The sequence below is a fragment of the Bacteroides sp. K03 genome, assembly GCF_019734355.1.
In the GTDB taxonomy this organism is placed as follows: domain Bacteria; phylum Bacteroidota; class Bacteroidia; order Bacteroidales; family Bacteroidaceae; genus Bacteroides; species Bacteroides nordii.
Window position 1 is genome coordinate 51146 of the sequence record NZ_JAASHC010000030.1, and the last position, 14923, is coordinate 66068.

General features: G+C 43.9%; 13 protein-coding genes. 4 read left to right on the top strand and 9 right to left on the bottom strand.

What is annotated here, in order from left to right:
• Positions 1-5: 5 nt before the first annotated feature.
• A complete protein-coding gene (locus HCG69_RS16665; protein WP_221650975.1) occupies positions 6-596 on the bottom strand; it encodes an FKBP-type peptidyl-prolyl cis-trans isomerase in 591 nt (196 codons plus the stop codon).
• Positions 597-815: 219 nt separating this feature from the next.
• On the opposite strand from HCG69_RS16665, the gene HCG69_RS16670 reads away from it, so the two are divergent.
• Together HCG69_RS16670 and HCG69_RS16675 are read left to right on the top strand one after the other, a co-directional pair.
• Positions 816-1514 (top strand): NAD-dependent deacylase, encoded by a 699-nt coding sequence (locus tag HCG69_RS16670; protein WP_221650976.1) that lies wholly within the window; start codon positions 816-818, stop codon positions 1512-1514.
• Positions 1511-2572, top strand: a complete 1062-nt coding sequence (locus tag HCG69_RS16675) for a winged helix DNA-binding domain-containing protein (RefSeq protein ID WP_221650977.1) — start codon at positions 1511-1513, stop codon at positions 2570-2572. Before HCG69_RS16670 ends, HCG69_RS16675 begins: the two co-directional genes overlap by 4 nt.
• A 38-nt stretch (positions 2573-2610) precedes the next feature.
• Here HCG69_RS16675 and HCG69_RS16680 read toward each other — a convergent pair whose 3' ends face one another.
• Together HCG69_RS16680 and HCG69_RS16685 are read right to left on the bottom strand one after the other, a co-directional pair.
• Complete coding sequence (locus HCG69_RS16680) at positions 2611-3357, bottom strand: glycosyltransferase family 2 protein (protein ID WP_221650978.1); 747 nt, start codon at positions 3355-3357, stop codon at positions 2611-2613.
• On the bottom strand, positions 3350-4615 hold the full coding sequence (locus HCG69_RS16685) for a glycosyltransferase family 4 protein (protein ID WP_221650979.1): 1266 nt from the start codon (positions 4613-4615) through the stop codon (positions 3350-3352). The genes HCG69_RS16680 and HCG69_RS16685 overlap by 8 nt, the downstream gene beginning before the upstream one ends.
• Positions 4616-4718: 103 nt before the next feature.
• Here HCG69_RS16685 and wecC point away from each other — a divergent pair, with 103 nt between their 5' ends.
• Both wecC and wecB read left to right on the top strand, forming a co-directional pair.
• Positions 4719-5921, top strand: a complete 1203-nt coding sequence (wecC, locus tag HCG69_RS16690; RefSeq protein WP_221650980.1) for a UDP-N-acetyl-D-mannosamine dehydrogenase — start codon at positions 4719-4721, stop codon at positions 5919-5921.
• Positions 5921-7048 carry a non-hydrolyzing UDP-N-acetylglucosamine 2-epimerase gene (gene wecB, locus HCG69_RS16695; RefSeq protein ID WP_221650981.1) on the top strand — a complete coding sequence of 376 codons (1128 nt, stop codon included), beginning with the start codon at positions 5921-5923 and terminating at the stop codon, positions 7046-7048. Before wecC ends, wecB begins: the two co-directional genes overlap by 1 nt.
• Before the next feature lie 18 nt (positions 7049-7066).
• On the opposite strand, the gene HCG69_RS16700 is transcribed toward wecB, so the two are convergent.
• From HCG69_RS16700 to metG, 6 genes are read right to left on the bottom strand one after another with little or no spacing between them, the layout of a single operon-like run.
• Complete coding sequence (locus HCG69_RS16700; RefSeq protein WP_221650982.1) at positions 7067-8266, bottom strand: glycosyltransferase family 4 protein; 1200 nt, start codon at positions 8264-8266, stop codon at positions 7067-7069.
• Positions 8263-9159 (bottom strand): glycosyltransferase family 2 protein, encoded by an 897-nt coding sequence (locus tag HCG69_RS16705; protein ID WP_221650983.1) that lies wholly within the window; start codon positions 9157-9159, stop codon positions 8263-8265. The genes HCG69_RS16700 and HCG69_RS16705 overlap by 4 nt, the downstream gene beginning before the upstream one ends.
• Before the next feature lie 30 nt (positions 9160-9189).
• Positions 9190-10170, bottom strand: coding sequence for a glycosyltransferase (locus HCG69_RS16710; RefSeq protein ID WP_221650984.1), 981 nt, complete (start codon positions 10168-10170; stop codon positions 9190-9192).
• Positions 10167-11105, bottom strand: coding sequence for a glycosyltransferase family A protein (locus HCG69_RS16715; protein ID WP_221650985.1), 939 nt, complete (start codon positions 11103-11105; stop codon positions 10167-10169). The genes HCG69_RS16710 and HCG69_RS16715 overlap by 4 nt, the downstream gene beginning before the upstream one ends.
• 12 nt (positions 11106-11117) lie before the next feature.
• Positions 11118-12554, bottom strand: a complete 1437-nt coding sequence (locus HCG69_RS16720) for a lipopolysaccharide biosynthesis protein (protein WP_221650986.1) — start codon at positions 12552-12554, stop codon at positions 11118-11120.
• Positions 12555-12576: 22 nt separating this feature from the next.
• The gene (gene metG, locus HCG69_RS16725) at positions 12577-14616 is read right to left on the bottom strand and encodes a methionine--tRNA ligase (RefSeq protein ID WP_221650987.1); all 2040 of its coding nucleotides are present in this window, start codon (positions 14614-14616) and stop codon (positions 12577-12579) included.
• Between the last annotated feature and the right edge of the window lie 307 nt (positions 14617-14923).

Below are 14923 nucleotides of genomic sequence, written 5' to 3' on the forward strand. Positions count from 1 at the left end.
AAAAATTATTTGTTTAAAACTTCAAGTAATTCTACTTCGAATACCAGTGTGCTGTGCGGTGGAATCATCTCTCCGGCACCTTGTGCGCCATAAGCGAGATCTGACGGAATGTATAGTTTCCATTTAGAACCTTCCGGCATCAATTGCAATGCTTCTACCCAACCCGGGATCACCTGGTTTACACCGAATACGGCAGGCTGTCCGCGCTTGATAGAGCTGTCAAATAGTGTTCCGTCAAGAAGCGTACCTTCATAGTGACATTTCACCTGATCGGTAGCTTTGGCCAGTTTACCTTTACCTTCAGTGATTATTTCGTACTGCAGTCCGCTCGGAAGAGTGACAACACCAGCTTTTTTCTTGTTTTCTTCCAGGAATGCTTTTCCTTGTTCAATGCTGGCAGCACTCATCTTCTGCTCCAGTTCCTCGAAATATTTATTTACTATTTCGCGGGCTTCCTGATGGCTGATAGCTGTCTGATTACCTTCCAGCACATCTTTGATTGCCTGAGCAAAGTCTTCTACCGAGATGCTTCTGGCACCCATACCTAACAAGTTCTGGCCGATTCCGAGGCCGATTGCATAACTAAATTTATCCATATATATTTTTGTTGAAGATTGGAGAAAGAAGGTTGAATCTTTCACTCTCAATCAATTGCAAATTAACAATTGGCAAAAATACATGTTTTATTTGAATGATCGGGCTTTTTGGATTTAAAATTTCTTATCGCTGTATAAGTTATCTGTTTTTATTCGCTTTATTATTCAAATATTCTGTTTACTTTTGCTATATATCTGAATCAATGTAAAGAAGGAAGTATGAAGAATTTAGTCATTTTGTCAGGTGCGGGGATGAGTGCGGAGAGTGGGATCAGTACATTTCGTGATGCTGGTGGGTTATGGGATAAGTATCCGGTGGAGCAGGTAGCAACTCCGGAGGGGTATGCACGTGATCCGGAACTGGTGATTCATTTTTATAATGAGCGCCGCAAACAACTGTTGGATGTGAGGCCTAATCGCGGACATGAATTGTTGGCAGAGTTGGAGAAACATTTTAATGTGACCGTAATTACACAGAATGTTGATAATCTGCACGAACGGGCGGGGAGTACACGTGTGATTCATCTACACGGCGAATTGACAAAAGTATGTTCCAGCCGTGATCCGAATAATCCTCATTATATAAAGGAATTGAAACCGGAAGAATATGAAGTACGTATGGGGGATTGTGCCGGAGACGGTTCTCAGCTGCGCCCTTTTATTGTTTGGTTTGGTGAAGCTGTGCCGGCAATAGAGACAGCCATTGATATTGTGGAGAAGGCGGATATATTTGTTATTATCGGAACTTCCATGAATGTCTATCCGGCTGCCGGATTGCTGAATTACGTGCCACGTACAGCAGAAGTTTATCTGATCGACCCTAAACCGGTGGATACTCATACTTCCCGTTCCATACATATTATTCAGAAAGGAGCTTCGGAAGGCGTTGCCGAACTTAAACACCTTCTTGGCCTATGATTGCAAATATTCGTCAGATAAGTCAGCAATTGTTGAATCCGTGTTTTGATACTCCCAAAGAGGTTGTATCATGGATGGGAGCTATTCAAGGACAGGATTATGCTATGGCTAAGTGGGCTGTAGGTATTCGCTTAAAATCACCCACTCTTAGAGTTGTGGAAGACGCCCTTGCACGGGGAGAGATAGTACGTACACATGTAATGCGTCCTACCTGGCATTTGGTGGCGGCAGAAGATATACGCTGGATGCTGAAACTGTCTGCACAGCGTATAAAGTCGGCCAATGACTCCTTCGCGAAGGGACATGGAGTGGATATCTCAGAAGCACTTTTTTCTCGTTGTAACCGCTTAATAGAGAAACTGCTGGAAGGAAATAAAAGTCTGACTAAGCAAGAGATAGAAGCCGGACTGGCAAATGAAGGGATGACTGTTGATAATCGATTGATGACACGGTTTATGGCACGTGCTGAGGTGGAAGGCGTTGTTTGCAGCGGTGTTGATAAAGGGAAGAAAGCAACGTATGCTTTGCTTGAGGAACGTATTCCTCCCGCAAAAGAGCTGACAAAAGATGAAGCTTTGGCTACATTGGCATTGCGCTATTTTCGTAGTCATTCTCCGGCAAGTCTGGCAGATTTTGTGTGGTGGTCGGGCTTACCAGTTACCGAAGCAAGAACTGCTATGGGGCTGATTGATTCACAATTGGTGAAGGAACGTTTTGACTCTTATGAATTGTTCGTGCACGAATCTTATCAGGGAGAGATTAACTCTGCTGATATACTTCACTTTCTGCCATCTTATGATGAATATCTTATTAGTTATAAAGAACGCAAAGCTGTGCTTGCCGAGGAACATCATCCAAAAGCGTTTAATACGTATGGGATATTTTATCCGGTGATCCTGTATAATGGTAAGGTAGTGGGTAACTGGAAAAAAACTGTTGGCAAAAACAAGAAGATTGAAATAGTAACTTCTTTTTTCGAAGGCTGTCCCTGTATTCATAGAAAAATGATAGAACAGGCAGAAAGCAGATTACGGGCTTTTTATTCAGAGTCTGACTGAACTGATAAGGAAAATGCTTCCTTCCTCCGGGTAGCTTTTTATTTTTTGGAGATAGCCCGTATGATAAACCAGGCGTGATGTGCTACGGTGCTCATCACTCCATAATGCCGGCACATAATACGAAAACGCTCTTTGAGAGATGCTTTCTGATTCCGGGTAGTTATTCCTTCGTCCAGATAATCAATGATGGTGAGATGGGTATTGTGTAGGGTACGTGCCTTTTTCATAATCCGGATACACCAGTCAAAATCAGCAGAAAAACGATAATTCAGATCATATGGTTCTATTAGGGTATGTTTGGCAAAAAAAGCCTGATGACATACCAGCATTCCTTGTTTGAAGCTTTTCCAGGTTAATACGTTAGGAGCCGAAAGGCGGCGCATACGTAAAAAGTGTCCGTTTTTATCTACAATTGCCGTCTCACCGTACAGTACATCGGGAAGTTCGTTTCCATTGATCGAGTGTACCATTTGTTGCAGCGTGTCATCTTCATGAAAACTGTCGCCGGCATTGAGAAAGCAGAGATAATCACCTGTCGCCAATGATATTCCCTTATTCATAGCATCATACAAACCTTTATCCGGTTCGCTGACCACTTTATGAATCCTTTCGCGGTATTTGTTTATAATCGTCTGTGTATTATCTTTTGAGGCTCCATCTACAATAATGTACTCTACATGTCGGTAGGTTTGTGAAATGACGCTTTGTATCGTGTCTTCCAGTACCTGTCCGGCATTGTAAGTTACGGTGATAATTGAGAATTTAGGGGTAGGATGGTTATGCATGCTTTCCCGTGATTTTGTTATAAACTTCGATGTATTTCTTGGCAATGATACTTTCCGAATAGTTAGCTATGGCCTTTCGTGAGGCCTGTTCCGCCAATATAGGGCTTTCCGATTCTGTCAATGCCCAGTAAATTCCGTTGGCAAAGTCCTCAGACGATTTGTATTGTGCCACATAGCCATTATGCAGGTGGTCTATCATCTCCGGGATACCTCCGACATTAAATCCTACACAAGGTACTCCGCATGCCATTGCCTCCATGATAGTATTAGGGAGGTTTTCTTCCAGTGAGGGAGTTACAAACAGATTGACAGCATTGTATATATTCACTAATTCATGCTCATTGCTGACGTAATCGAGTGCGTAGACCGGGAAAGGCAACAAATTAGTCAGTTGTTGTGACTGGTTACCAAATACCACAACTCCGAGTGAGGATTTCAGCTCAGGATGTTTCTCTGCCAATAACTTACATGATTCTATCAGATAGTCGATTCCTTTACGTTTGTCTGTGATTTTGACAGAGCCAAACAGTAACAATTTTCCTTCCTGGGGTAATCGGAAATGTGCACGGGCCTCTTGCTTATTACGGGGTCTGAACAGATTTGTATTGATAGGATTTGGAATGCTTGTTACGGTGTGTCCGGTGAGCAATGCACTGCTTTTGGCTTTTTCTTCAAGCCAATGGCTACAGGTTACAAATGTGATAGGAGCAGCTTTATAAAGTTCTTTTTTCTTTCTGAATATGCGGGCGGACAAGTCTTTTTTATTACCTCCGCCATAAAGGAAAGGGCAATGGTGGCACTCATGCTGGTAATTGGTACATTCGCGTGCATGGTGACAAATACCGGTAGAAGGCCACATATCATGCATAGTCCATACAATAGGTTTTCCCGATTCCAGTATTTTGCTGAGGTTTTTGAGTGATAGCATTCCCTGATTGATCCAGTGCAGGTGGATAATGTCTGCTTGCCGGAATTCCGGGAGGGAGGTAACGTCTGTGCCTGTATTGGCTATGTCCACTGCAAAAAGATTGTTTTTCTTAAAATGATTTGCTTTCCAAATGACAATGCGTTCCCAAACGAATTTCCATAAAGTCAGCCAGCTACGGTCGAGTCCGACAACACTTATCTGGTCGGTTTGTTTGTCACGTACCAGCATTTTGGCTTTGATTCCATTGTTTTTCAGTGCTTCCATCAGACGGCTGGCAGCTACGGCTGCACCACCTATTCGTTCGGATGTATTTATGATCAGTACTCTCATGTGCCAGAATGTTTTGGCAAAAATAGCGGTTTTCTGTGAGAATCCGTACAAAGTCATGGATTATTTGTACTTTTGCAGCACTATATATAAATAGGTTTAACATATGAAAAAGGTTCTGTTTTTGGGCTTGGGATATATTGGCCTTCCTACGGCGGCAGTTGCTGCAACTCATGGTTATCAGGTGATTGGAGTAGATGTGAACCCAGTGGTAGTGGACACTATCAATCAAGGGAAAATACATATTGTAGAGCCGGATCTGGATAAGATAGTAAAGGAAGCTGTTCAAAAAGGAAATCTTCGGGCTGTGTCGAAACCCGAAACTGCGGATGCTTTCTTTGTAGTGGTACCTACCCCGTTCAAACAGAACCATAGGGCAGACATTATGTATGTAGAATCTGCTACCCGTTCGGTAATCCCTTATCTGAAGGCGGGAGATTTATTTGTTATTGAATCTACATCTCCTGTTTTTACAACCGAGCGGATGTCAGAGATTATATATAAAGAACGACCGGAGCTGAAAGATAAATTGTACATTGCTTACTGTCCGGAACGTGTATTACCGGGAAATACACTTTATGAACTGGTTCATAATGACCGTGTGATTGGTGGTATCAATCCGGAATCTACGGAGAAAGCGATTGAATTTTATTCTGCTTTTGTGAAAGGTACTTTGCACCGTACCAATGCCCGTACGGCTGAAATGTGTAAACTTACTGAAAATTCGTCACGTGATTCTCAAATTGCTTTTGCCAATGAACTTTCGATGATTTGTGATAAGGCAGGAGTAAATGTATGGGAGTTGATAGAGTTGGCCAATAAACATCCGCGTGTTAACATCCTTCAACCGGGATGTGGTGTAGGAGGACATTGTATTGCTGTAGATCCCTGGTTTATTGTCTCTGATTATCCGGAACAGGCACAGCTTATCAAGCGTGCCCGTGAGACGAATGATTATAAAGCCGACTGGTGTGCTAACAAAGTGATGGAAACTTGCCAGCGGTTTGTAGAGAAGAATGACCGGGAGCCGGTTGTTGCCTGTATGGGATTGGCCTTCAAACCCAATATTGATGATTTGCGGGAGTCTCCTGCCAAATATATTGCTTCCCGTATTATTTCCGAGTCAAGAGCGGATGTATTGATTGTGGAACCGAATATAAGTTCACATCCCAGTTTCCATTTGACGGATTATAAAGAGGCTTATGCGAAGGCAGATATCGTAGTGTGGCTGGTGCGTCATACCCCTTTTGTAGAGATGGTGCGTGAGGAAGGCAAACTGGAACTGGATTTTTGCGGAGTTAGAAAGTAATGAAGAAGATATTACTGGTATTCGGAACACGACCGGAAGCCATCAAGATGGCTCCTTTGGTAAAGGCTTTGCAACGGGATACAGAACACTTTGAAACGAAGGTTTGTGTCACGGCACAGCATCGCCAGATGCTGGATCAGGTATTGGAAGTATTTGGTATCGTGCCTGAGTATGATCTGAATATCATGGCCCCCGGGCAGGATTTATATGATATAACCTCTAGGGTATTGCTGGGTTTGCGTGATGTATTTAAAGAGTTTGCTCCCGATGTGGTACTTGTACACGGTGATACAACCACCTCAATGGCTGCCGGTCTGGCTGCTTTTTATCAGCAGATCAAGGTAGGGCATGTAGAAGCCGGTTTACGCACCTATGATATGCTTTCCCCCTGGCCCGAAGAGATGAATCGCCAGGTAACAGATCGTCTTTGTCATTACTATTTTGCTCCTACCCATCAGTCTGAAGAGAATCTGCTTCGTGAGAATATTGATGGTAATCGTATTTTTGTAACGGGAAATACCGTGATTGATGCCCTGTTGATGGCGGTGGATATTATATCTGACAGTCAGGAGAAACAACAGGAGCTACATGAGATTCTGAAAGCCAAAGGTTATATATTAACAGACCGTGAATATATTCTTGTCACCGGACATCGCCGTGAAAACTTTGGCGAAGGCTTTTTGCATATTTGCAAAGCCATTAAAGAGATAGCAGCAGAACATTCTGATATAGATATTGTCTATCCGGTGCATTTGAATCCGAATGTGCAGAAACCTGTTTACGAATTGCTTTCGGGTTTGAGTAATGTCTATCTGATTGATCCGTTGGATTATCTGCCATTTATTTATGCCATGCAGCACAGTCTTTTGTTGCTGACGGATAGTGGCGGTGTGCAGGAAGAGGCTCCGTCATTAGGGAAACCTGTTCTTGTGATGCGCGATACAACGGAACGTCCGGAAGCTGTAGCTGCCGGGACGGTAAAGCTTGTTGGTACAGATTACAATGCGATTGTCAGCAATGTAAACACATTATTGCGTGATAAAGCACTTTATCAGAAGATGTCAGAGACACACAATCCTTATGGAGACGGACATGCCTGTGAACGTATCATAGCAGCTTTGCGATAGAGTATACATCTCGGAAGTCTACCTCATGAATGCTTTGAAAGCGTCCAGATATCGTTGACTGACTGTATCGATATTGATCTCTTCAAGAATAATTCTTTGCGACTCTTTTCGCATCTTCTCACAAAGTTCGGGAGATGAGAAAAGAGTTGTAATTTTTTCGGCCAGGCTGTTGGCATCCCCTGCTTTAAAGAAAAAACCGTTCTTCCTATCGGTTACCAGATCCCGTTCGGTACTGTCACATACAGAGCAGATGACCGGCATACCATAAGTCATGGCATCATTGATAGAAAGCCCTCCCATACCGGCAAGTACATATACAGCAGATTCATTCATATAAGCTCCCAGTACTTCTGGCTTATAAACACTACCAGCAAAACGGATGTAGCCGCTCAGGTTCAGTTGCTCTGCCTGTTGCTTTAGGTTCTCCAGCTCCGGTCCGTCACCCACTATCACCAATTCTGTGTCCGGGAACCGTGCTATTACTTTGGGTAAAGCCTCTATCAGCAGGTCCACCCGCTTCCATTTCACCAGTCGTCCGATGTGGAGAATACGCCTTGGATTGGGAGGAAGGATAGAAGGGGCTGTCTGTACGTTTTCCTTTTCACGAAGCAACGCTTCCGTGTCAGTAGAATTATAAGTAACATGTATTTTCTCTTTTTCTACTCCATAGGAAGGGAGGATGTCGTATGCAGCCGTTGAATAATTGAGTGTTCCTGCTACTTTTGAATAACAATATTTGCGGATACGTGCTGTAAGCCATTGTTTGATGTAAAATGACATTCCGGTACTCTGCAACCGCATGTTTTCGTCATACATAGGCTGGGCCTCGAAAAACGCTCTTATCTTTCCATAGGGTGGAGTCTGGAATGGTATCTCACGGATGACGATTTTTGTTCTACAGCTCTTTACCGCTTTTCTTAGTTCCGGCTGAAAGAACAGTTGCAGGAAGTAAGGCCATCCCATTACAAGAATATCCGGTTGTTCCTTCCGGATAATTTCCGGCAGTTGCGGATAAGCTGTTTTCCCGTAAAACATCTTTTTTTCCGGGCTGGTGAGATGCTTATAAGAGCCACTCTCTACCATTTTTACTCCTTTGCCGATGTTGGCATTTCCTTTTTGTGGAGTAACAACTATGATATCAACACCTTTCGCCTGTAGCTTATTGAGCATGGCATTCAGATAATGAGGCATTCCGCCAAAGGTATAGAGTACTTTCATAAATGTAAATAATTAGCTTTTCTTTGACAACTTTGTTTTCGGAACCGGTTCACTTTGGAACTCTGTTTCAACAACCGGCAGGAGATAGCCAGGTAGGACAGTGCATCTTTGGGTTTTCCTTGTACGAGCATTTGCAATGCTTTTTGGATGCCTGCCAATATGCCGTATCCGAAGGCTTGTACAGACGAGTAGTTGATGTTGGCATATTCAGTAAGCAGGTATATTTGTTCCGAACGCATCCATACTTCGTGGCTGACTTTCCGGTTTTCCCGGTCATGACAACCGAATACTATGGGAGAGTATCCTACGAGATATCCGTGGTGTTTGAGGCGGTTGACGTAATCTTTGTCTTCTCCGTAGTGATAAAAAAGAGGTGAGAATCCTCCCACTGTATGGAGTACGGCAACAGGGATCATCCAGAAAGCGGCGTTGATGAAACTTGTTTGCACTATGGGAACTTCCTTGTTCAGATCACTCAGTTGCCGGATGCCGGTGTAAGCACTGAATCCTTGTTCGGGCTTATCTCCGTTACCGGTCAGATGTACCGGAGAGAGGATGCCATAAGCCGGATATTCCTGGCAAAGGTTTGCAAGTGTACCAATGGTTTGTGGGTCTATCCATGCATCCTGATTGAGTAGAAATACAGCGTCATATCCTTCGCTGATGGCTATTTCCATTCCAATATTGTTGGCACGCCCAAAGCCGAGATTCTCTTTATTTTTGATAAGGCGTACTTCGGGATAACGCTGTTCAATGAGTTGGGTAGTAGAATCAGACGAGCAGTTATCTATCACTACTGTGTCAACCGGATGTACCGATTTGCGCAGGCTGCCAAGACAGCGATCTATCCAGCGCTCAAAGTTGTAACTCACAATGATAACAAGTATTCTCATGGCTTTTTCTTTAATAGTTCACACTCAGAGTTAATCATGAAACGTTCTGTCATTAAAGCATTTATTCTTGTATGCATAGAAGCAGGGATAGAAGAATGCTCTCAGGTGATTGATCTTTTTTCTCGCTGCAATTTTGTCTTTATGTATCGTGCAGAACAGGCATAGTTTCAGGAAAGAAAAGAAACTCCTCCCCAGCATGGCGTCCACAATGCGGTGTGCAGTATTTAGTTCTTTCTGCCCATTGCTCTCTCTATGGATATGGCGGTAGAATTTTTGCCAACTCTCTTTTTTTCTTAATGCCCGGTACGATTGATAACCTTTCAGATAGGGAAGGTAAGGTTTCGCTTTTTTATAGTTCTTCTGGTAAAAAAGGCTCATGGCTGATTCTTGATGTACCCGGTGGTTTGTCAGTATTTTATTACACCGGATTACTCCTCCATAGAGCTGGGCATTGACAGCCAGCCACCAGTCATAGAGTACATTGTTGTCCCAGAAAGGAATCTGTTCTATCATACTGCGGCGTAGCAGCATGCTATGTCCCGGTACGCAGTTGGAAAACAGCAGTCGTTCCAGGCTTTCGTTATTGTTGAGGCGGCGTTCTATATCATCTATAGAGTGATCTTGGGGGGTAGCGGAAAAAGAAAAACACATGGCTTTGTTTCCGATACATGCCATCATCTCTTTAAGTTTGTCGGGATGCCACACATCGTCCTGATCGGAGATAGAGATGAAATCACCCGTTGCGCTACAGAGTGCAGTATGGAAATTAGCATTGAATCCCAGGTTCTTCTCATTGATATGCAGTCGGATAAAAGGATAGCGGGCTTGATACTCCTTTATGATTTCTGTTGTCCGGTCTGTGCTCTGGTCATCCTGAATCAGCAACTCGTGGATAGGATAGGACTGTTGTACAATAGAGTCCAGTTGTTCGCGCAGGAATTTCTCTCCGTTATAAGTACACATTACAACGGACACAAGAGGGAAAGAGGGACTGGTAGGAGAGGCTGTCATGTTCTTTTCTTTTTGTTTAAAATCCGGTTGATGGAGTATAAATCTTTTCCCGTACACCGGGAGAAGAAACTGAGTAGCAGAGAGGTGTATAATTTCTTTTGCAAAGGGTAAAGGTGAAAAGCGATGAAGAATTCTCTGCACATCAACAGGTAATTACCTGCATAGATAGCACTTACCATTCTTCGCTTGTGCCATGATGAAACGAAACGGCGTACACCTTTGCGGTGTGATGCCTCTTTAAACAGTCTGTCGAACGCTTCGTCCAACGGATTATTCATGAGTACCGGACGGACGTTTTTGCCTTCGTATATCAGATAGTAGATTGAAGTCGGTAGTTTGGAATAGGCAATGTCACAAACGGCATGGAGTCTGGCAAGCGTGATAACATCTTCGCCCGATGGAATGCCCACAGGGAATCCGCTTATTTTTTGTATTTCTCTTTTACGGACTGCATATGAACTCATATGGATAGGGAAGTCAGTTCCCGAAGCCATTTCGTAGTAGTTGTCTATGATTCCTTCTTCTCCGCTGAAGGTAAATGGTACGGGTAGAATCGGAGTGGCGGGAGAGGTGTTTTCCCGGGTATAATAATAGGAAGTACCGAATACACCGCATTCCGGAAATTTTCTTATCAGTCCTGCTATTACTTCCAGATGATTTTCTTTCCATTCGTCATCGGCATCCAGAAATGCAATATACTCAAAACGTGCTTCTTCAATCCCCCGGTTTCTTGCAGCAGATACACCTCCGTTCTTTTGGTGGATGAGACGGATGAGTGGATTGTTCATTCGTTCGATGACAGAAACACTCCCGTCGGTAGAACCATCGTTGACAATAACTATCTCAAACTGCTGAAACGTTTGGGAGAGAACCGAATGGATTGCTCTTTCTATATATCGTTCTTTATTATATAAAGGTATCACTACGCTTATCATCTTTCCTTCTCCCTACTTCTTCTTTTTCAAAAACTGTATGCTTTCTTTGAAAACAACAGAATTGCTTCCCCACATCAGCAAGGTATACAGTATAGCGGCTACCACTACCTTAGCGGTGAACAGCAGATATATATTGCCGATACTGCGCGTAGCGTAATAAGTGACAACCATTGTGATTCCTGCCAGGGTGGCAAAGGGGATAACGTCTTTCAGTGCATTCCAGAGACTGAGGCGGATTTGTTGCCATACAAAATAGTGCCATACCAGCATCCAGACAATATTGACAGTCACGAAGGCAACGATCATGGTGTGTATGCCGTAAGGGTAAGCCAGTAACATAACTATAACCTGAAGAATCCCCAAGGTAATTGTATTCCACATATAAATGTTGGACTTTCCTTTGCTGATGATAAGATTGGAGTAAAGAGACAATATCGGCAGGAAGGCTCCCCAGATGCACAATAATTGTAGGATAGGCACACTGTCCAGCCATTTATCCGTTACCGAAATGACAATAAGTTCATGAGCGATAAGTGCCAGTCCGAACATAGCCGGGAAAGAGATAAAGGCAGTGAAACGCAACATTTTCCGGAATACATTTCGTTGGCGTCCCGCGTCATTGGCTACTTCAGTAAGCACAGGCTGTGCTACGCCGCTAACCATACCTGTGATGAGCGAGTGCCCCATTGTGTTCCATTTGTTGGCTTGCGTGTAATAACCCACTTCTGCTTCTGAGAAGAATTTACCTAACAGAACTGAGAATATATTATTATTGATTTGCGTGAAGATATTCGTAACCAGTATCTTGCTGCTGAATCCGAACATACCCTTCAATGGACTGAAATCTATATTGAGTGTGGGACGCCAGGGAGAAAAATGCCAGAAGCAGATGGTTACCACCAGAATATAAACTATACTTTGTGTAGCTATTCCCCAGTATGTCATTCCGTTGAACGCCATAATTACGCCTATGATCCCGGAGAGGGTTAAAGCTATAATTTGTGACATAGCCTTTTGCTTTACCATCAGATTCTTGAATAAGACGGCATTGTGTGCGGTAGCAGAACTCGAGATCAGAAATCCGATGAACAGATACCGTGCCAGTGGAACAAGTTCCGGCTTTTCGTAGAAATCGGCAATCAGCGGAGCACTTAAGAAAAGTAAAATGTACATGGTTATCCCTGTCAGGGTACTAAACCAAAATACTGCGTTGTAATCCTTATGGGTTACTTCCCGTTTGTTGGTCAGCGCATTGGTGAAACCACTTTCCTGCAAGGTACCGGCTACGGCTATAAAAATGGTAAGCATTCCTACCATACCATAGTCATCGGCATTGAGCAACCGGGCCAGAAATATCCCAAAGAACAGATTCAACAATTGCTGTATGCCATTGCTGAATCCGCCCCAGAATAATCCTTTAGCTGTCTTTTCTTTAAGTGATTCGCTCATGAATTATTTGGAATTATGAGAACTATTTCACCTCACTGCCCGGCTTCACTTCGCGGCCCGGCATTACTACAGCCAGACTGCCGTCATTATTTTCGGCAGAGAGAATCATACCTTCGCTAACGATACCTTTCAGCTTGCGTGGAGCGAGGTTGGCAATGAAGCAAACCTGTTTGCCTACGAGTTCTTCCGGTTTGTAGTGTTGGGCAATGCCACTGACAATGGTACGTGTTTCCAGTCCGTCGTCTATTTTGAATTGCAGTAACTTGTCTGCCTTGGGCACCTTCTGGCATTCAAGAACAGTACCTACGCGAATATCCAGTTTCATAAAATCGTCGAACTCGATGTTTTCGCGGATCGGTTTGGCTTTATAGTTGGCTTCTTCGTTGGCTTTCTTTGTATCCAGCAGTCTCTGTACCTGAGCTTCAATGACACTGTCTTCAATCTTCTCAAACAGCAATTCCGGTTTGTTGAGCTGGTGTCCGGCAGCGAGGAGGTCGTCACGTCCCAGTTCTGACCAGTCGAAACTGTTCATGTTCAGCATCTGGCGAAGGCGTTCGGAACTGAAAGGCAGGAACGGCTCAAAAGCAATAGCCAGGTTGGCTACCAGTTGCAATGAGATGTTGAGGATAGTGGCTACACGTTCCATGTCTGTTTTAGCCAGCTTCCACGGTTCGGTGTCTGCCAGATATTTGTTTCCGATACGTGCCAGGTTCATAGCCTCTTTCTGCGCATCACGGAATTTGAATACGTTGAGCAGTTTTTCCACTTCGGCCTTTACGTCGGCGAATTCTTTCAGCGTCTCTTTATCATAATCGGTCAAATTGCCCTGTGCGGGAACGCATCCATCAAAGTATTTCTGAGTGAGCACCATTGCGCGGTTTACGAAATTACCATAAACAGCTACCAACTCATTGTTATTACGTGCCTGAAAATCTTTCCAGGTGAAGTCATTATCTTTGGTTTCCGGTGCATTGGCGGTCAGCACATAGCGCAGCACGTCTTGCTTGCCCGGGAAGTCTTCCAGATATTCGTGCAACCATACTGCCCAGTTGCGTGAAGTTGAAATTTTATCACCTTCCAGGTTCAGGAACTCATTGCTCGGTACATTATCCGGCAGGATATAGCTACCTTCGGCTTTCAGCATGGCCGGGAATACGATACAATGGAATACGATATTATCTTTTCCGATAAAGTGGATCAGGCGTGTTTCCGGATCTTTCCACCAGGTTTCCCAGGAGTCCGGAAGCAGCTCTTTAGTATTGGAAATATAGCCGATGGGGGCATCGAACCACACGTAGAGCACCTTTCCTTCGGCTCCTTCTACCGGAACGGGAATTCCCCAGTCCAGGTCACGACTCACTGCACGAGGCTGCAAGCCCATGTCGAGCCAGCTTTTACATTGGCCGTATACATTGGGGCGCCATTCTTTGTGATCTTCCAGAATCCATTGACGCAGCCATGCTTCGTGTTTGTCCAGTGGGAGATACCAGTGTTTGGTTTCTTTCATCACCGGTTTGCTGCCGCTGATAGCACTCTTGGAGTTGATAAGATCTGTTGGAGAAAGAGAAGTACCACACTTCTCGCACTGGTCGCCATAAGCACCTTCGGAGTGACAGTGAGGACATTCGCCTGTGATATAACGGTCGGCAAGAAACTGATGTGCCTCCTCGTCGTAGTATTGTTCGGATGTTTTTTCAATGAACTCACCTTTGTTATATAACTCCTTGAAGAAGTCTGAGGCCAACTCATGATGTGTTTTCGATGACGTGCGGCTATATACATCAAATGAGATACCGAACTCCTCGAAGGATTTCTTAATAAGGAAATGATAACGGTCTACCACATCCTGCGGAGTGATTCCTTCTTTCTTGGCACGAATCGTGATGGGCACACCGTGTTCGTCTGACCCGCCGATAAAGAGTACATCTTCTTTTTTCAGTCTCAGGTAGCGGACGTAGATGTCTGCCGGTACGTATACGCCGGCCAGATGCCCGATGTGAACAGGGCCGTTGGCATAAGGCAAAGCCGAGGTCACTGTGGTTCTTTTGAAGTTCTTTTCCATATTGTTATAGTGTCTTTTTGTTATAATCGGTTCAGTGAGTGTGCAAAGATAGTGACTTTTCTGCTCAATCTGCATAAAATCCTCTTTCAACTTTATTTCATAACACTGTAGGGGAGTGAAATAGATTTCCTGCCTGAACTTATATCTATTTAAGTATATGCTTTAAGCGTTACTCAATGTACCTTTTAAGTAAATAACCAGATACGTTTAAAGCAAACATTATCCATGTTCAGGGCCGACGCATTAAAATGCGCTGTCCTGTAAAAGTGTTGACAGGTATTTTTCATCCCATCCTGCTTTCAGCCTT